At 67.1% G+C, this 18,804-nt stretch carries 17 protein-coding genes; 13 read left to right on the plus strand and 4 right to left on the minus strand.

Going from position 1 to position 18,804, the window contains the following annotated elements; genetic code table 11:
* The first annotated feature begins 57 nt into the window (after positions 1–57).
* From AC1RT8_RS22050 to AC1RT8_RS22060, 3 genes are all read left to right on the plus strand, one after another.
* A complete protein-coding gene (locus AC1RT8_RS22050) occupies positions 58–864 on the plus strand; it encodes an FkbM family methyltransferase (RefSeq protein ID WP_493078376.1) in 807 nt (268 codons plus the stop codon).
* A gap of 40 nt (positions 865–904) precedes the next feature.
* Positions 905–1,609, plus strand: a complete 705-nt coding sequence (locus tag AC1RT8_RS22055) for a methyltransferase domain-containing protein (RefSeq protein WP_493078377.1) — start codon at positions 905–907, stop codon at positions 1,607–1,609.
* Positions 1,610–1,762: 153 nt separating this feature from the next.
* Complete coding sequence (locus AC1RT8_RS22060; RefSeq protein ID WP_493078379.1) at positions 1,763–2,578, plus strand: FkbM family methyltransferase; 816 nt, start codon at positions 1,763–1,765, stop codon at positions 2,576–2,578.
* A gap of 15 nt (positions 2,579–2,593) precedes the next feature.
* Here AC1RT8_RS22060 and AC1RT8_RS22065 read toward each other — a convergent pair whose 3' ends face one another.
* Genes AC1RT8_RS22065 through AC1RT8_RS22080 form a run of 4 tightly spaced genes read right to left on the minus strand, consistent with a single transcriptional unit; the run spans position 2,594 to position 4,601 of the window.
* Complete coding sequence (locus AC1RT8_RS22065) at positions 2,594–3,223, minus strand: JAB domain-containing protein (protein ID WP_493078380.1); 630 nt, start codon at positions 3,221–3,223, stop codon at positions 2,594–2,596.
* On the minus strand, positions 3,154–3,609 hold the full coding sequence (locus tag AC1RT8_RS22070) for a hypothetical protein (protein WP_493078382.1): 456 nt from the start codon (positions 3,607–3,609) through the stop codon (positions 3,154–3,156). The genes AC1RT8_RS22065 and AC1RT8_RS22070 overlap by 70 nt, the downstream gene beginning before the upstream one ends.
* 42 nt (positions 3,610–3,651) lie before the next feature.
* A complete protein-coding gene (locus AC1RT8_RS22075; RefSeq protein ID WP_493078384.1) occupies positions 3,652–4,008 on the minus strand; it encodes a hypothetical protein in 357 nt (118 codons plus the stop codon).
* A gap of 50 nt (positions 4,009–4,058) precedes the next feature.
* The gene (locus AC1RT8_RS22080; RefSeq protein WP_493078386.1) at positions 4,059–4,601 is read right to left on the minus strand and encodes a response regulator transcription factor; all 543 of its coding nucleotides are present in this window, start codon (positions 4,599–4,601) and stop codon (positions 4,059–4,061) included.
* A 228-nt stretch (positions 4,602–4,829) separates the two neighbouring features.
* Between AC1RT8_RS22080 and AC1RT8_RS22085 the strand changes: the two genes are divergently transcribed.
* From AC1RT8_RS22085 to AC1RT8_RS22130, 10 genes are all read left to right on the plus strand, one after another.
* Positions 4,830–5,702, plus strand: coding sequence for an NAD(P)-dependent oxidoreductase (locus AC1RT8_RS22085; RefSeq protein ID WP_493078388.1), 873 nt, complete (start codon positions 4,830–4,832; stop codon positions 5,700–5,702).
* 122 nt (positions 5,703–5,824) lie between these two features.
* A complete protein-coding gene (locus tag AC1RT8_RS22090; protein WP_493078389.1) occupies positions 5,825–8,029 on the plus strand; it encodes a putative bifunctional diguanylate cyclase/phosphodiesterase in 2,205 nt (734 codons plus the stop codon).
* Positions 8,030–8,182: 153 nt separating this feature from the next.
* On the plus strand, positions 8,183–8,797 hold the full coding sequence (locus AC1RT8_RS22095) for a TetR/AcrR family transcriptional regulator (protein ID WP_493078391.1): 615 nt from the start codon (positions 8,183–8,185) through the stop codon (positions 8,795–8,797).
* Between the two features lie 311 nt (positions 8,798–9,108).
* Positions 9,109–9,525 carry a hypothetical protein gene (locus AC1RT8_RS22100; RefSeq protein WP_493078393.1) on the plus strand — a complete coding sequence of 139 codons (417 nt, stop codon included), beginning with the start codon at positions 9,109–9,111 and terminating at the stop codon, positions 9,523–9,525.
* The gene (locus tag AC1RT8_RS22105; protein WP_493078394.1) at positions 9,522–10,790 is read left to right on the plus strand and encodes an efflux RND transporter periplasmic adaptor subunit; all 1,269 of its coding nucleotides are present in this window, start codon (positions 9,522–9,524) and stop codon (positions 10,788–10,790) included. Before AC1RT8_RS22100 ends, AC1RT8_RS22105 begins: the two co-directional genes overlap by 4 nt.
* A gap of 173 nt (positions 10,791–10,963) precedes the next feature.
* Positions 10,964–14,143: an efflux RND transporter permease subunit gene (locus tag AC1RT8_RS22110; RefSeq protein ID WP_493078396.1), complete on the plus strand. Its 3,180-nt coding sequence runs from the start codon at positions 10,964–10,966 to the stop codon at positions 14,141–14,143.
* A gap of 12 nt (positions 14,144–14,155) precedes the next feature.
* A complete protein-coding gene (locus tag AC1RT8_RS22115; protein WP_493078397.1) occupies positions 14,156–15,574 on the plus strand; it encodes an efflux transporter outer membrane subunit in 1,419 nt (472 codons plus the stop codon).
* 92 nt (positions 15,575–15,666) lie between these two features.
* Positions 15,667–16,188, plus strand: a complete 522-nt coding sequence (locus AC1RT8_RS22120; protein ID WP_493078495.1) for a GIY-YIG nuclease family protein — start codon at positions 15,667–15,669, stop codon at positions 16,186–16,188.
* Positions 16,110–16,712, plus strand: coding sequence for a peptidylprolyl isomerase (locus tag AC1RT8_RS22125; protein WP_493078399.1), 603 nt, complete (start codon positions 16,110–16,112; stop codon positions 16,710–16,712). The genes AC1RT8_RS22120 and AC1RT8_RS22125 overlap by 79 nt, the downstream gene beginning before the upstream one ends.
* A 154-nt stretch (positions 16,713–16,866) precedes the next feature.
* On the plus strand, positions 16,867–18,681 hold the full coding sequence (locus AC1RT8_RS22130; RefSeq protein ID WP_493078400.1) for a lipase family alpha/beta hydrolase: 1,815 nt from the start codon (positions 16,867–16,869) through the stop codon (positions 18,679–18,681).
* Positions 18,682–18,804: the final 123 nt, after the last annotated feature.

Consider the following 18,804-nt stretch of genomic DNA (forward strand, 5'->3'; position numbering starts at 1 on the left):
TGGTCGTATGAGGCCCAGACCGGTTAAGAGCCCCCATCCACCCAGGGGGTAAGCACGTTGAGAGATTCGTTCCAGCGCCTGATGTCGTGGCACGCCGGCACCCGGGCTCCCCTTAGCGACACGCTGTACCGCTTCAGCCGGCGCTACATCATGGCGTGGAGCAATATCGAGAATGATCTCGGCGCCAATGGCGAGGGATGGGTCCTGCGGACGATCCTCGCCCGCCGGACGGAAGCGCCCGTGATCTTCGACGTCGGCGCGAATATCGGCGACTGGAGCGCCATGGTCGTGCCGTACCTCCCTCAGGCGCGCCTCCTTGCCTTCGAACCCGTTCCCCCGGTGCGGGAGAAGCTGAAAAAGTCGCTCGAGGGGACTTCGGCGGAAGTGCTGGGCTACGCCTTGTCGAACGAGGCAGGCAGCGTGACCATCAACTATACGCCCGACAACCCCCACCTCTCCTCGCTGGTGAGCATGGAAGGCGATTCCGCGATCGCGGTCAGCTCGGTCGAGGTCGAGCGCCGCACCGGGGACGATCTTTGCCGCGACCTCGGCATCGATCGCATTCGCTTCCTGAAGGTGGATACCGAAGGGCACGACCTGGGGGTGCTGCAGGGCTTCGCGCGCATGATCGCGGAAGGACGGATCGACGTCATCCAGTTCGAATATAATTACATGTCGATCTATTCGCGGACCTTCCTGAAGGATTTCTACGACATGCTCGCACCGGGAATGACGATCGGTCGGCTGCTTCCCGACAGGGTCGAGTTCGCGGAATACGATTTCGCGGCGGACAATTTCATCCAGTCGAACTGGATCGCCGTTCGCGCCGACCTGACCGAAGACCGCGCGGCCCTGAGCCGGTGACAATTGCATCCCCAAGGAGCAGCGATTAGGCATGCCCAACATGAACGCACCCAGCGACTTCGTCTTCGCCGCCCCCCCACCGGCGGGCCTTTTCGGCAAGCTGGCGCGCTATCGCCAGCGTTACGGCACGGTCCACGCGCTGGCGCGGTTCGCCGCGACGAAAGTGCCGGGGATCTGGCCGGTGATCGGCCCCGCCGTCACCCGCGGATATCGGGAGCGCTGGAAGCGGAAAGAGGGCGTAAAGCTGCTCAACCTGGGTGGTGGCGGCAACATCATCGAAGGCGCGCTCACGGCCGACCTCGATCCCCGCGCCGATACCTATATGAATCTCGCAAGGACGCTTCCCTTCGCCGATGCGTCGATCGACCTCATCTTCACCGAGGAATTCATCGAACATATCAGCAAGGCGGATGCCGTGATCATGCTGCGGGAGTGCCACCGCGTGTTGAAACCCGGCGGCGCCCTGCGCATCGCGACGCCCGATCTCGATTGGCTTGGCGCGAGCGTGAGCGCTGGAATCATCCCCTGCGATCTCGTGAATTCGACCTTCTACGAACACGGACATCGGTATATTTATTCCCGCGCCGAGATGCTGAGCGCATTGGCATTGGCGGGCTTCAGCGACGCAAGGCACTCGACCTACAAGGACCCGGCATCGGAGCTGGGGTTCCTCGACAGCCATGCCGACCGGTTCAACCATGATCCGCTGCTGTCGCAATATGTGGAAGCCAGACGGTCCGAATAGCCCGGCCGGCCTCCGAGGCGAGGCGAGGCGACGGAATCGCTCGGTCGCCGCCAGGCGATGCACGGCCGAAACATGGGCGGCTACCCGGCGGATCCGCGCTGGACGCAGACTCTATCTCCACCTAAACAGCCCTCGAGCAGGGTGGATTCGCATATGAAATTTAGCCAGATCAAAACGGCATTATCGCGCCCCGACATCAGCGTCGAATATGGCCAATGGCGATTGAGCAAGCTGTTCAATCGGGGCGGCGCGCGGTTCAAGCTTCCCAATGGCGCGCTGGTTTCCAACTTCTCCAGCTTTTCCGAATATCATTCGATGCTGAACTGCCTGTCGGCGGCGGAGCATCGGTTCTTCGCGGAAATTCCGCCCGGGGATTCGACGATCGTCGATGTGGGCGCGAATGTCGGCGTCGTGTCGCTCCTGCTGGCCAAGCAGTTCCCCGACCGCCGCATCCACGCCTTCGAACCGGCCCCGACGACGTTCAGCACGCTCGAAAAGAACGTGGCGCTGAATGGTCTGCAGAACGTGACCTGTCATCAGGTCGCCCTGTCCGATGTCGTCGGCGAGATTGGTTTCGATGCCGATCCGGTCCGCCGCGGCAATGCGCGGATCGCCGGCGAGCCGACCGCCAATCTCAAGATGGTGCCGACCACTACGCTGGACGCCTTTATCGCATCGAACGGCATTGGTTCGATCGGCCTGCTCAAGATCGATGTGGAAGGGTTCGAGGCGGCCGTCCTGCGCGGTGCGGCGAAGGCGCTGCAGGATCGGGTGCCGGCGCTGATCTTCATGGAGGTCGTCCCCGAAGCCACGCGCTCCGCCGGATTCGAACCGGCCCTTCCCATCCGGCTCATCGCCGATGCCGGATATGACTGGTTCCGCCTCGAGGATAATGGCGCCTTGAGCCCGGTATCCGAAGCGGATCTGGATGGCCTGGAGTACGAGAACTGGGTCGCTCGGCCCGCCTAGCCCGGTCCCTTCTCCCTAAAGCAACCCCAGCTCCCGCATGCTCGCATGCCCGCTGGTCGACATGATCAGATGGTCGTGCACCGCGATCCCCAGCGGTTGGCCCGCGCGGGCGATGCGCCGGGTCAGGTCCACGTCTGCGCGGCTCGGCGCCGGGTCGCCGCTGGGGTGGTTATGCACCAGCAGGATCGATACCGCGTGAAGCTCCACCGCGCGGCGGATCACCTCGCGCACATGGATCGTCGCCTCATCGATCGTACCGCGGGAGATCACCTCGTCCAGGATCAGCCGGCCCCGTCCGTCGAGATGCAGCACCCGCGCGATCTCGACCGCGCTGAAGGCATGGGTCAGGCGCAGATAGTCGAGCAGGGCAGGCCAGTTGTCGAATACGGGCCCACGCGAAAAGCGGAGGGTCGCGATGTGGGTCAGGGCGGTGTCGAGGCCGGTGATCAGGGCGTCGAGATCGGGTCGATTCTCCAACACGCGCAAGCGGGCGTGCCCGCTTGCCGCGAGGACGCCGGGCAGCGAGCCGAATTCCTCGACCAGCCGCGCCGACAGGCCGGCGGCGCCCGCGCCCGCTACGGGCTGAAGGAATCCCTCCAGGACCTGTCGGCACCGTAGAGCTGAAGACGCTTGCGGTGCCGCCACGCGCCAAGCGCCACAAGCAGCAACATCGGATACGCTTCGAACGAGACCAGGAACTGATACCCCCTGGGCAGCGTGCTCGCGTCGATCGCCCGGACCAGGTGCCCGATGACGGCGAGCAGCTGCAAGCCGGTAAGCCATAACGGCCAGAACCGCGTGGAGACGAGCGCCAGCACGAACAGGCCGACCAGCAGCAGCAGATCGATCACGAACACCCAGACCTGCACCTTGAGAAAGGAGCCGGCAAAGGGCTGTGCCTGCGTTGCGAAGCTGGCGACCGAGGCCGCCAGCATCATGGCGGCCGCGGCGCGTTCCGGCGCACCGCCCCGTGCCAGCGCGTAGACGCAGCACAGGATCAGAATCATCTCGTAGAGGATGATGCGCACCATGGCCGGAGCGGAGCATTCAACCGGGCCTCTCGTCAACCGCGATCAGGCGGCCGTGCCGATCGGCACCACCACGGACGCACCGGTCGGCGCATCCTCACAGGGAATCTGATCGCCGAACCAGGCCTTGAAGCCATCGAGCCCTACATCGTGCTGCACCGTGCGGAGCGCGCCGTGCACCAGCGCGATGTGCGACCAGGCCTGGACGAGCGCGACATTGGCGTCGGCATTGTGGCGCAGCGCATCGCTGGCGATCGACAATGGCAACCGCGCTTCCTCGCGGGCCGCGAGCATGGCCAGGGTCAGTTCGGCATTGCTCCGCAACGAAGCATCGAGATTGCGCTCGGCCGGGATCAGGATCTGCGCGACCTTGCGCGCCGCGGAAAGACGATCGTTGAGCATAAATTCCCCCGAAGCGCCGGCGCGGCGCGCGGGCGCTCAACAAAATGATGTCAGAAAGCGCGGTTCAGGACGGTGGCGATGAACTTGCCGGCCCCGTTGACCACGCCGAACCCCAGAAACAAGATGGCCATCACGGACGTCGCAATCGCGAACGGCCAGGCCAGGCGTTGCATCGTGCTCAGGTCATTGCGCTGCCCTTCCCGTGTTGCGATGGGCCAGCGCGCTTCCGGTCCGATCGGCGCCAGTCGCTCGCCCGATCGGGGCCAACTGTCGCGAACCGAAGCTGAAGCATGAACCGGCCCCTCCTCGTCCGGGAACGGGATTGCACCGGAATCGGCTGAATCGGGGAGATCGGACGGACCATAGTATGGTTCGACCGAACCCTCCCAGCCCTCCCGCGCGGCGACCATCAGCACGGCCGCGCGGGTGGAGGCGACGCCGAGCTTCTCGCGCGCGCCGCGCAAATGACCCTCCACCGCGCGCTGGGAAATGCCGAGCTCGAACGCGATCTCCTTGTCCATCTTCCGATCCCATTTGCCGCGAAGACATTGCAGCTGGCGGGCGGTCAGGCCGTCGAGTCGATTCGGTCCCATTTGGAGCAATCTACTTTATGGTAAGCGCTTGGAAAGCATTCGCATGCCCGAAACCTATCCTCCTCGGCGGCGATGCCAGAAATCCAGCCTGCCGTAACGTCACAATCGACTCGTCGCCGGCGGATCGCCATGTCCGATCGAATCCTATAGGATCATGCGACAAAGTCGTCGTGCCACTGGAAAAAGCCGATCGACCGCGCTTTTCCCCACAAGTCAGAAAGGTATTTCATGGACGTCGGTTTCATCGGATTGGGCCTGATGGGCAGCGAGATCGCGGCCAACCTGGTCGAGGCGGGTCACAATGTCACCGTGTGGAACCGCAGCGCCGACAAGGCCGCGTCGCTGGTAGCGGCAGGCGCGAAACCGGCCGCGACGCCGGCCGAGGCGGCGCGCAACCCGGTGGTGATGAGCATGCTCGCCGATGACCGGGCGCTCGAGGCGGTGGTGTTCGGCGAGGGCGGCATCCTCTCCTCCGGCACGCCGACCATCCATGTCTCGATGAGCACGATCAGCGTCGCCATCGCCGACCGGCTGGCCGAGGCGCATGCCAGGGCCGGCCAGACCTATGTCTCGGCCCCCGTCTTCGGCCGCCCCCTCGCCGCCGCCGCACGGAAACTGTTCGTCGTTGCCGCCGGCCCGGCCGATGCGGTCGCCACCTGCCAGCCTTTGTTCGACGCGGTCGGCCAACGCAGCTTCAACCTGGGCGAGACGCCGCACAAGGCGAACATCGTCAAGCTCTGCGGCAATTTCCTGATCATGACGGTGATCGAATCGCTGTCCGAGGCGATGACGCTCGCCGGCCGCTACGGCGTCGACAAGGGAGCGCTGCTCGACACGCTGACCGGCACCATCTTCGGCGCGCTGGTCTATGAGGTGTACGGCAAGGTCCTGGTCGAAGAGAGCTACGAACCCGCCGGCTTCACCCTGCCGCTCGGCTTCAAGGACATGAACCTGGTCGCCGAGGCCGCCGTCGCCGCGGGCGTGCCGATGCCGATCCTGTCGCTTGGCCGCGACCGGCTGATCGCGACGATGGCGCGCGAGCGGCCGGAACTCGACTGGGCATCGATGGCGAAGACGGTCGAGGCAAATGCCGGGCTGTGAGCCCGAATTTGCGGCAGCCGCTCCATCAAAGATGAAGCAACCGCAAGTGGTTCTACCGGGGCGGATATTCAGCTTTAGGTAACCGGCGCCCGGCATGGTGCATACAAGAAGAGGGCGCGCTATTGCCGAGCGAAGAAGATCCAGACGATGCGTGCGCGGTCGCCGAACGACGGCGCCTCGAATGCCTGCGGCGTTACGGCCTGGATGGCACGCCGGGCGAGCCGGATCTCGATCGTATCGTGCGCCTTGGCGCAGAACTGTTCGGCGTGCCGATCTGCGCGATCAGCCTGGTCGGTCGGAACCAGGTGTGGCTGAGGGCCAGGTTCGGGGTCGAGATCGACGCGCTCAAGCGCGAAGGCTCTTTCTGCGCCGAGGTCATTCGCGGCACCGACCCGATGATCGTCCCCGATGCGCCGGCCGATCCGCGCTTCGCCGCCACCGACCTGGTCACCGGCGCCGGTATCCGCTTCTATGCCGGCGCACCGCTCATCACGCGCGACGGGGTCGCGCTCGGCAGCTTCAGCCTGCTTGACGTTGCGCCGAAGCATGATTTCTCCGCCGCCCAGCATTCCCTGTTGCTGCAGATCGCCGCCATCGTGGTCGATCTGTTCGAACGGCGCCATGCCAGCCGGACGGCGGATGCCCTGGTTTCCTTCGCCGATGTCGCCCATCAGGCGCTGGTCGCGACCGATGGCGAAGGCCGCATCACCTATTGGAATCACGGCGCGAGGACGATGTTCGGCCATGAGGCCAGCGAGGTCGAAGGCGCGTTCGTCGAGCTGATCGTGCCTGAACGCTTCCGCGCCGCGCACCGCGAAGGGCTGAGGCGGATCGCCGGCGGGGCGGCATCGCGGATGACCGGGCGCCCGCTCGAGGTCCTCGCCATGCGCCGTGACGGATCGGAATTTCCCGCCGAGCTGTCGCTGTCGGTGTGGAACGGGCCGCTCGGCCCCGGCTTCGGCGCGCAGCTCCAGGACATTTCGGAGCGCCGGGCGCGGGAAGAGCGGCTTCACCACCTCGCCAATCACGACGATCTGACCGGCCTGCTCAATCGCAACAGCTTCAAGGCGCGGATCGAGGCGCAGATCGACAGCACCGGCACGGCGACGGTGATGGTGTTCGACCTGGACGGCTTCAAGGACGTCAATGACGGGCTCGGCCATGCGACGGGCGACACCTTGCTTCAGGCGCTGGCGCTCAGGCTCGCCGCGTCGCTCGGGCCGGACGACGTGCTTGCCCGGCTGGGCGGCGACGAATTCGCCATCCTGCTGCCGAGCGAGCGCGATCCGCTCGAGATCGCCGCGCGCGCCGACGCCCTGCTCGACCTGATCGGCCGGCCCTTCCCGGTCTGCGGGCATCAGCTCCATCTGTCGGGCAGCATCGGGGTCGCGCTGGCGCCGTTCCACGCTCAGGATGCCGATGAGCTGGTGGTGCGCGCCGACCTCGCCCTGTTCCGCGCCAAGAGCGAAGGCGGCCGGCGCTACCGGCTGTTCGACACCGGCATGGAGAACCAGCTCGCCGCCACGCGCGCCTTCAAGGACGAGCTGCGCTACGCCTTTACCGACCGACAGCTCGAACTGCATTTCCAGCCCCAGGTCAGCCTGGCCAGCGGCAGGCTGATCGGCGCCGAAGCGTTGCTGCGCTGGCGCCACCCGATCCGCGGCCTGCTCTATCCGATGGCCTTTCTCCCCGTGCTCGAAACCCATGCCCTGGCGTTCGAGGCGGGTTGCTGGGTGCTCGACGAGGCCTGCCGTGCGCTCGCCGGCTGGCGCCGCGCCGGGCTCGCGCCCATCAGGATGGGGGTGAATTTGTTCGCCGCGCAGCTCCGCGCGGGAACGCTGGTCGAGGTGATCGAGGCAACGCTCGCGCGGCATCGGCTGTCGTTCGCGGATCTCGAACTCGAGATCACCGAGACCATCGCACTGCGCCACGACGACGACGATCTTCAACCGCTGCGCGAGCTGCATGCGCGCGGGGTCGGCATCGCGTTCGACGATTTCGGCACCGGCTTCGCCTCGCTCAGCACGCTGAAGGACTTCCCGCTGTCGCGCCTCAAGCTCGACCGCAGCTTCGTCGAGGATCTCGGCGAGGACCCGCACAGCGAGGCGATCGTGAAGGGCGTGGTCGCGATCGGCCACAGCCTTGGCCTGGATGTCATCGCTGAGGGCATTGAGACGCCCGAACAGGAGGCGATGCTGCGCGCCTGGGCCTGCGACGCCGGCCAGGGCTATCATTATGGCAAGGCGGTTGCGGCGGCCGAGTTCGTCGAAACTTTCGGCACCGCCTTTTCGGTCGCCATCGCCGCGCCCCGCGCCAATATCGGCTGAGGTCTCGCGCCACCGTGCGGCATCGCTCAGGCAGTCAGCCGGCGATGTTCGATGCGGGCGATATCGCCTCGCTCCACGCGCACTCCCCGCTTTGCGCGGGAGGATTAGGCTAGCACTGGACGTTTACGGAAAGCGCGCTATATACCGATCGGTATGGAACAGGATCTCGCCCCGGCACCGATCAAAGGACGGCCCCGGGAATTCTGCGTGGAAAACGCGCTCGCCTCCGCGCTCCGGGTGTTCTGGAGCCGTGGGTATGAAGGCGCGTCCATGGCCGAGCTGACCGCCGAGATGGGCATCACCAAGCCGAGTCTCTACGCCGCGTTCGGTAACAAGGAGGCGCTGTTCAACAAGGCGCTCGACCTTTATGAGCGCGAGAAGCTGGCCTATATGCGCAGCGCGCTCGACGCGCCGACTGCGCGCGGGGTGGCCGAGAAGCTGTTGCGCGGCGCGCTCGAAATCCAGATGAGCACGTGCGATCCCAAAGGCTGCCTTGGCGTGATCAGCATGAGTGCCTGCGGCGTCGAGGCCGAATCGATCAAGGCCGAAGTGGTCAAGCGCCGTGCCTCGTCCGAGGCGGCAATGATCGCGCGCTTCGAGCGGGCCCGGGCCGAGGGCGACCTGCCCGAGACGATCGAACCGGTCGCATTGGTGCGGTATCTCACCGCCCTGCTTCAGGGGCTGTCGGTCCAGGCCGGATCGGGCGCGACCTGCCAGGAACTGAGCCAGCTGGTCGAAACCAGCCTGTCGGTCTGGCCCACTCGCTGATTGAAATAATTGTACCCACCGGTATGAAAGCCGCTTGACGCGGCGCAGCAAAACGTTATATACCGATTGGTATTGAATGCGGGTCCTTCCTGGGTTCCGCCATGGCGAAGGGAAACGCCCATGACCAAGTCGGACTGCTGAACAACCTGCGAGCGGCCTGGGGCCAATCGCGCATCATCATTTTCGAAGATCGACAAGCGGACAGCCCAAGGCTGTCCGGTGTCGGCCCTTCACGCCCCGAGCGCATCCGCCCGCGAGACATGCCGTCTTCGCGATCGGGGTCCCGTGGCAATCATTCAAAGGGAATCGCCATGGCCTATCTCGACATCGACAATATGTTCGCCGCCCCCGTCCGCAGCCGCGCCATGGAGGTGTCGGTCGCGCCGGACGGCGAGACCGCTCGCTTCTCGGCGCTCGAATGGAGCGTGATCGCGGTCTCGCGCCGCGACACCTTGTCCAGCCTGGAGGAGCCCGGCCGGGTGTCCCGCGCGCTGGGCGGTCTGTTCGGCATCGGCACCCGCTCGCGGCTGGCCGACAGCCGGCTCGAAGCGCTGCGGCGGCTCGCCGTCCATGCCTGGCGCCGTGGCTATGCCATTGCCCAGGCCGAGATCGACCGGTTCCTCGACGCCGGCTTCACCCTTTCCCAGGCCGAGACCCTGGTGGCGAGCGTCACCGGCGATCGTGTCGGGCTCGTCCAGATCTACGCCAATCCGAGGATCGCCGCATGAACATGATCACCCCCATCGAAACCACGACCGCGCGTCCGCTGGTCGACGGCTTCAACCGCATGTCGCGAACGCGGCGTGCGGCCATCGTCCTCATCCCCCTGGCGCTCGTCGCCGCGGCCGGCACCAAGCTGGCCGGTGAGTCCCCGGCCGTTGCCGCCGCCCCTCCCCCCCCGGCGGTAACGGTCGCGGCACCCCTGGTGCGCGACGTCAGCGAATGGGACGATTATGTCGGCCGGTTCGCGCCCAGCCGCACGGTCGAGATTCGTCCGCGCGTCGCGGGCGAAGTGACCGGCATCCACTTCCGCGACGGCGAGATCGTGCGCAAGGGCCAGCTGCTCTTCACCATCGATCCACGCCCGTTCAACGCGGCGCTGGCCGAGGCCCGTGCCAATGCGGCGAGCGCCCGCAGCGCGCTGGCGCTGGCCCAGGCCGATCTCGGCCGCGCCCAGCGGCTGATCGCCGATGAAGCGGTGTCGGCGGGCGAGGTCGACTCGCTCAGGGCCCGCGTCCAGGCGGCACAGGCCGCCGTCGCTGCCGCCGATGCCAGGCTCCGCGCCCGGGCGCTCGACGTCGAGTTCACCCAGGTGCGCGCCCCGATCGCCGGCCGCATCTCCGATCGCAAGGTCGATGCCGGCAACCAGGTCGCGGGTGGCGAAGGCACCAACGGCACGGTGCTGACCACGATCAACGCGCTCGACCCGATCTATTTCACCTTTGACGGATCGGAGGCGTTGTACCTGAAGACCCAGCGCGCGCGTCAGCCCGGCGCCGAGCCCGCCGCGGTCGAGATCCAGCTGCAGGACGAGACCGAGCATCGCTGGAAGGGTCGCCTTGACTTCACCGACAATGGCCTGGACCAGCGCAGCGGCACGATCCGCGGGCGCGCGGTACTGTCCAACCCGGGCTATTTCCTGACGCCCGGCATGTTCGGCAATATGCGCCTGGCGAGCGGCGGCAAGGCCCAGGCCCTGCTGGTGCCCGACACGGCGATCCAGACCGACCAGGCGCGCAAGATCGTGCTGACGGTCGACGCGCAGAACCAGGTTTCGGCCAAGCCGGTCGAGCTGGGTCCCGTGGTCGACGGCCTGCGCATCGTGCGGTCGGGCCTCAGCCCCAAGGACCGGGTGATCATCGCCGGCAACCAGATGGCGATGCCCGGCGCGAAGGTCGCGCCCAAGGCGGGCCGGATCGGTGCCACCGCGGCGGCCACGGCCGGACCGGCGGTGTCGCTGCCGGTCGCCGGCGAGGCGACGATCGCGAACTAGGGACAAGACAGAAGCGCGTCACCCTCACCCTTCCCACTCGGCTTCGCCGAGCGGGCCCCTTCCCTCTCCCGGCGGGAGAGGGAGGGAGGCGCGAAGCGCCGGAAGGGTGAGGGTGACGCGACGGGATTTGTCGAGACCCGAACAACCGACCCTTTTTCCAAAGGACGAAATCCATGCGCCTCTCGCGCTTCTTCATCACGCGGCCGATCTTCGCCGCGGTGATCGCGGTCGTCATCACCCTTGTCGGGGCGATCGCTTACTGGACCCTGCCGGTGTCGCAATATCCCGACATCGTGCCGCCGACCGTGACGGTCAGCGCCGTCTATCCGGGTGCGTCGGCCGAGACGGTCGCGGAGACCGTCGCCGCGCCGATCGAACAGGAGATCAACGGCGTCGACAACATGCTGTACCAGTCGTCGCAATCGACCGGTGACGGCAAGGTCGTCATCACCGTCACCTTCAAGCAGGGCACCGATCTCGATGCCGCGCAGGTGCTGGTGCAGAACCGCGTCGCCATCGCGGTGCCGCGCCTGCCCGAGGAAGTGCAGCGCCTCGGCGTGGTGACGCGCAAGACCTCGCCCGACTTCCTGATGGTCGTGAACCTGATCTCACCCGACAACAGTCTCGATCGCGGCTATATCTCCAATTATGCGCTCACCCAGGTGCGCGACCGCCTCAGCCGCATCGACGGCGTGGGCGATGTGCAGTTGTTCGGATCGCGCGACTATTCGATGCGCGTCTGGATCGATCCCGGCCGTGCCGCCGCGCTCGACCTGACCGCCGGCGAGATCGTCGCGGCGCTCCGCGCGCAGAACGTGCAGGTCGCCGCCGGCACGCTCGGCCAGCCGCCTTATGCGAGCGGCAATGCCTTTCAGCTCAACGTCGAGACTCAAGGCCGCCTGACCGACCCCAAGCAGTTCGCCGATGTGGTGATCCGTACCGACCCCGACGGCCGCCAGGTCAAGGTGTCGGACGTCGCCCGGGTCGAGCTGGGCGCGCAGGATTACGGCACCAACACCTATCTCAGCGGCCAGCCGACGGTGATCGTCGCGGCGTTCCAGCGCCCCGGCTCCAACGCGCTCGCCGCGGCGCAGGGCGTATCGCGCGAAATGAAGGCGATGTCCGCCCATTTCCCCAAGGGTCTCGAATATCGCGTCATCTACAACCCGACCGAGTTCATCGCCCAGTCGATCGACGCGGTGAAGCACACGCTCGCCGAGGCGATCCTGCTGGTCGTGCTCGTCATCCTCGTGTTCCTCCAGAAATGGCGGGCGGCGATCATCCCGGTGATCGCGATCCCCGTATCGCTGATCGGTACCTTCGCGGTGCTGGCGGCGTTCGGCTACTCGCTCAACAACCTGTCGCTGTTCGGGCTGGTGCTGGCGATCGGCGTGGTCGTCGACGACGCGATCGTCGTGGTCGAGAATGTCGAGCGCAACCTCGAGCGCGGGCTATCCCCGCTGGAGGCGGCGCGCACCTCGATGGACGAAGTGTCGGGCGCGCTGGTCGCGATCGTGCTGGTGCTCTGCGCGGTGTTCGTGCCGACGGTGTTCCTGACCGGCCTGTCGGGCGCCTTCTACCGCCAGTTCGCGGTGACCATCTCGACCGCGACGATCATCTCGCTCGTCCTGTCGCTGACCCTGTCGCCCGCGCTCGCCGCCCTGCTGCTCCGCCACAAGGAGACGACCGGGAGCGAGAACCGCTTCCAGCGGATTCTCAACCGCGCCGGCGACGCGTTCAACCGCGGCTTCGAACGGATGAGCCTCGGCTATGCCGCGCTGACGCGCCGGCTGGTCCAGGCGCCGAAGAAGATGATGTTCGCTTATGCGGGCCTCATCGCGCTGACCGGCGGGGTGTTCTGGATCACGCCGACCGGCTTCGTGCCGGCGCAGGACCAGGGCTATTTCCTGACCGTGATCCAGCTGCCCCCGGGCTCCTCGATCGAGCGGACCGACGCCGTGATGCGCAAGGTCGCGGCGAAGATCCTGCCGCTGAAGGGCATCGAGGGTTCGGTGATGCTGGCCGGCTTCGACGGCCCGTCACAGACGCTCGCGCCCAATTCGGCAGCCGCTTACTTCCCGCTCAAGAGCTTCCAGGAGCGCGAGAAGCTGGGCGTCACCTTCCAGGGGATCATGGACGAGGCGCGCAAGGCGACCGCTGACGTGAACGAAGCGCGGTTGCTGATCGTACCGCCGCCGCTGATCCAGGGTATCGGATCGGCCGGCGGATACCGCATGATGGTGCAGGATACCGAGGGACGCGGCTATGCCGATCTCGGCAAGAACTCCTATGACCTGATCGGCAAGGCCAACCAGACCAGCGGGCTTGCGCAGATCTACACCTTCTTCGACACCGCCACGCCGCGCATCTTCACCGATGTCGACCGGACCAAGGCGAACATGCTCGGCGTGCCGCCGGAGCGGGTGTTCGAAGCGCTGCAGGTCTATCTCGGATCGGCGTTCGTGAACGACTTCAACCTGCTGGGGCGCACCTACCGCGTCACCGCCCAGGCCGATGCGCCGTTCCGCAACACGACCGCCGACATCGCCAACCTCAAGACCCGCTCCAACTCGGGCCAGATGGTGCCGATCGGATCGGTCGCGACCTTCCAGGACAAGACCGGGCCGTACCGCGTCGTCCGCTACAACCTCTTCCCCGCGGTCGAGGTGGACGGCGACACGGCACCGGGTTTCTCCTCGGGCCAGTCGCTGGTGACGATGGAGAAGCTCGCCGACTCCACCCTGCCCGCCGGTTACGCGCATGAGTGGACGGGCATCGCGTACCAGCAAAAGGCGGCAGGCAGCACGGCCGGCATCGTCTTCCTGATGGCGGTGGTGTTCGTCTTCCTGGTGCTGGCGGCGCAATATGAGAGCGTCACCCTGCCGCTGGCGATCGTGCTGATCGTGCCGATGTGTCTGCTCGCGGCCATGACCGGCGTGAACCTGCGGGGGATGGACAACAACGTCCTGACCCAGATCGGCCTGGTCGTGCTGATCGCGCTGGCCGCGAAGAACGCGATCCTCGTGGTCGAGTTCGCCAAGCAGGCCGAGGAGCAGGATGGCCTGTCGCCGGTCGAGGCGGCAGTGCGGGCGGCTCAGACCCGTCTCCGTCCGATCCTGATGACCAGCTTCGCCTTCATCCTCGGCACGGTGCCGCTGGTGCTGGCGAGCGGGGCAGGCGCCGAGCTTCGCCAGGCGCTGGGCACCGCGGTGTTCTTCGGGATGATCGGGGTCACGGCCTTCGGCCTGCTCTTCACGCCGACCTTCTACGTCGTCTGCCGGGCGCTCGCGATGCGGTTCTCCCGCCGTCGCGAGCAGCACGCCCTGCCGGCGACTCTTCAGCCCGCCGAATAAGGAGCGGCCGTCATGAAACAGCTATTGCTTGCATCGATCTCAGCGCTGGCCCTCTCTGCCTGCGCGACCGGCCCCGACTTCGTCGCGCCGGTGGCTCCGCCCAAGGCGGCGGGGCAGTTCATCGGCAGCGCCAGCCCCAGCGTCTCGACCGCCCCGGCGGACGACCGCTGGTGGCAGCTCTACCGCGACCCGATTCTCGACCAGCTCGTCGCCGACGCGCTGGCCGCCAACACCGATATCCGCGTGGCGGTGGCGCGGCTCGACAAGACGCGCGCCTCGCTGCGCGGCGTCCGCTCGGACCGGCTGCCCCAGGCGACGATCGGCGCGACCGGCGGCTATGGCCGCACCCCCGACAGCCAGCGCCTGCCCGGCACGGCGTCCGAGGGCGAGTCCTATGATGTCGGGCTGAGCGTCTCTTACGAAGTGGATCTTGCCGGCCGCGTCCGCCGCAACATCGAGGCGGCGCGCGGCGACGTCCGCGCGGCGGATGCCGATGCGGATGCAGTGCGGGTCGCGGTGGTCGCCGCGACCACCCGCGCCTATGTCGATGCGGCCTCCTCGGCCGAGCGGCTGGGCGTGGCCAAGCGCATCGTCGACCTGCTCGACAAGTCGGCGAGCCTGACCGGCAAGCGCGTCGAGGCCGGGCGCGCGGCCAAGCTCGACCAGGTGCGCATCACCACCTTGCGTGACCAACGCGCGGCGCTCGTCCCGGCGATCGAGGCCGAGCGTCAGGCGGCCCTGTTCCGGCTGGCGACCCTGACCGGCCGCACGCCGCAGGACCTGCCCGAGATCGCCGCGGCCCGGACCGACACGCCGCATCTCGATCAGCCGATCCCGGTTGGCGACGGCCAGGCCCTGCTCGCCCGGCGGCCGGACGTGCGCGCGGCCGAACAAAGGCTGGCGGCGGCGACGGCACGGATCGGCGTGGCGACGGCCGAACTCTATCCGCGCATCTCGCTGGGCGGATCGATCGGGTCGAGCAGCACGAGCATCAGCGATCTGTTCACCGGCGGCGCGCTGCGCTTCCTGGTCGGGCCGCTGATTAGCTGGTCATTCCCCAACCAGGAAGCGGCCCGCGCGCGCATCGCCGGGGCCGAGGCCGATAGCCGCGAGGCGCTCGCGTCGTTCGACGGCACGGTGCTGCAGGCGCTGGAGGAGACCGAAACAGCTCTCGCCACCTATCAGGGTGAACTGCAGCGCCGTGCCTCGTTGCAGGCGGCACGCGATGGAGCCGAGGCGGCGGCCCGCATCACCCGCGCCCGGCAGCGCGAGGGGCAGATCGACTTCCTCGAAGTGCTGGATGCGGAGCGGACCTTCGCCGATGCGGATGCCGATCTGGCGGAATCGGACGCGCGGATCGCCAGTGCGCAGATCGACCTGTTCCGGTCGCTCGGCGGCGGGTGGCAGCGCCCGGTGATCGCGGCGCGCTAGGGGGGAGGAGGAACTCCCACCAACCGTTCGCCCTGAGCTTGTCGAAGGGCTGTTCTTCCCCTCAGGCTCGCCCCATGAGCTTCTGGGCCTATATGCTCCACTGCCGGGCCGGCCGGTTGTACGTTGGCCATACCGACAATCTCGAAGTCAGGATCGGTCAACATCAAAGCGGGCTGATCCCTGATTACACGCGAGACTATGGTCCGGTTACGCTTGCATGGTCGCAGGAGTTTCCGAGCCGAATCGAGGCTCAGGAAGCGGAGCGTCGGATCAAGGGTTGGGGGCGTGCGAAGAAGCTGGCGCTGATCCGCGGGGATTGGGATCTCATCTCACGCCTGGCGAAAGGGAAGAACAGTCCTTCGACAAGCTCAGGACGAACGGAGGAAAGGGGCGAGGTCAAACCCCGATGTTGCTCCCGCTTGCATGGCGAGACGCCAACCCCTAGCGCGCAGGGGCTTCACCCTATTCGAGCGAGCCGATGCGCCCGATTCTTTCCCTCTTCGCTCTCGCGGCGCTGGCGACCGCCGCCCCGGCCGTGCCGCAGCAGCCTGCCAGCCGGCCCGCGCCGGGCATGGTGCGCGTGCGGATCGTCACCGCGCTCGGCCCGATCGTGATCGCACTCGACGCGCGGCGCGCCCCCAGGACCACCGCCAACTTCCTCGCCTATGTCGACGACAAGAGGCTGGACAATACCAGCTTCTACCGCTCGGCGCGGAGCAAGGCGGACCCCAGCTATGGCTTCGTCCAGGGCGGGATCGGCACCGATGCGCGGCGCATGCTGCCATCGCCGGTGCCGCTCGAGCCGACCAACCGGACGGGCATCCGCCATCTCGATACGGTGATCTCCATGGCGCATGGCCGCGACGAGAATGGGGCGACGGGCAATTTCGCGATCATGCTCGGCGCGCATCCGAGCATGGACGCGAAGCCGGGCTACACGGGCTATGCCGCGTTCGGCCGCGTCGTCGAGGGCATGGACGTGGTGCGCCGCATCCTCGCCCAGCCGATCGGCGGCGGATCCGGCCCCATGAAGGGGCAGATGATCCTCAAGCCGGTGCCGCTGATCCGGGCGGAGCGGATCGACGGGACTCCCAAACCGACCGGCGTGGTGCAGCCCTGGCTGATCGGGGTGAAATAGACGGCGCGCGACGCCCATTTCTCCCCGTTCGGAACCGTCGCGCTCATCGACGGATCGTCGAAACATCCATACAGGAGGCATTCCCCGCCGCGCTTCGTTGACCATGCACCCCGCAAGGTGCAGCCTCGTGCCGACGCTGACGGGGGAAAGCGCAATGGACATCGACTCGCGCGACGGCCTGGACCTCGGGACCAAGGGAGGCACGCTCGTCGTCGTGGCTCATGGCCTGCGGGGATCGCCGCTGAAGATGGCGGCGGTGACCGCGACGGTGCGCGCCGCCTGGCCCGATGCGACGATATTCTGCCCCCGGCTGCCTTATGCCTTTCCCCTCACCGCCGCGCGGCCCGAACTGATCGCGGCAAAGCTGGTCGACAAGATCGACGGCCTGATGCAGCGTCAGGACCCTGCGCGGATCGTGCTGGTCGGCCATTCGATGGGATCGCTGATCGCCCGCAAAGCCACGATCATCGCGCATGGCGAGACGGCCGATGCGCCGTTCGAACCTGGGCTCGAGGATCATGTCGAAGCCAGGCCCTGGGCCGGCCGGATCGACCGGCTGGTGATGCTCGCCGGCATGGCGCGGGGCTGGTCGCTGACGGCGGCGGCCAATCCGGTGATCGCGGCATGGTGGGCCTTCCTGATCCTGATCGGCGATATCTTCCTCAACGGCCGCTGGACCCTGCTGCGCATTCGCCAGGGCGCGCCCTTCATCGTCCAGACCCGCCTGCAATGGCTCGCCCTGACGCGGCGGCGGCGGGAGGCGCCGATCCAGGTGGTCCAGCTCCTCGGATCGCAGGACGATACCGTCGCGCCCGACGATACGATCGATTTCGCGGTGGACCTGACCAGCGACAGTTTCGTGCTGATCGAATTGCCGCATACCAACCATCCCAATGCGATCGCGATGGACGACGAGGGCAATCGCGACCGCAAATGGCGTTTCACGGCGGCGCTGCGCGAAAGCCCGGCGGCGTTGCGCGCGTTGCGCGACACGCGCGGCGACCCGGTCGCCATTCCCAACAGCTTCGCGGTGAACGGCGCCGCGCCGGACGGCGACCCCGAGGTTACCGATGTGGTCTTCGTCATCCACGGCATCCGCGACCGGGGCTTCTGGACCCGCAAGATCGCGCGCAAGATCATGGAGCGGGCGGCGGACGCAACGGCGACGGGCACGCCGCGCAAGGTCCGCGCGATGACGCTGAGTTATGGCTATCTCGCCATGGTGCCGTTCGTCCTCCCCTGGGTTCGCCGCGCCAAGGTGCGCTGGATGATGGACAGCTATGCCGAATGGCGGGCGCTCTATCCCAATGCCGATTTCTCCTATGTCGGCCATTCCAACGGCACCTATCTCGCCGCACGCGCGCTGGAGGATTACCCCGCCGCGCGCTTCCGCCGGATCGTGTTCGCCGGCAGCGTGGTGCGCCGCCAATATGACTGGCGGCGCGCCATCACCGGCAAGTGGCGGCAGGTGGACGCAGTGCTGAACTATGTCGCGAGCAAGGACTGGGTCGTCGCGATCTTCCCCAACGGCCTGTCGCGCATCAAGGCGCTCGACCTGGGCAGTGCCGGGCATCACGGCTTCGACCAGCTTGCCCAGCGCGATGCCCCGCCGGTCAGCGGGGCGCGGATCAGCTGCGTGACGATCGGCACGGCGCAGTCGCACCAGATCGATTATGTCGCCGGCGGGCACGGCGCCGGCATCCGCGAAAGCCAGTGGGACGATATCGCCCGTTTCGTCGTCGACGGCCTGCCGCCACAAGGCCTCGATCTCGATTATGTTCCGCGCCAGGCCGGCTGGGCGGTCGCGCTGGGCTGGCTGCCGCCGCTGTCGCTGGGCCTGATCCTGGGGCTGGTGATCGGCCTCGGCACCACCCTGTTCCTGGTCGCGGCGGCCTTTGCCGGGCTGCTGGGCTGGATCGGCTTCGGGCTGTACCTGGTGCTGCTCTATGTGGTGATCACCCGGCTGTAGCGGATCGATCGCCCGGGCGGCACCTGACCACCATGCAGGCAAGGGAAGATCGGCGCTGCGGTCCGCAAAATACCATGACTTTCAGCGGCATATGCGTGTAGCCGCTTGTCGCCCCGCGCGGAA

It is taken from the genome of Sphingomonas sp. GW821-FHT10F11, from assembly GCF_058809095.1.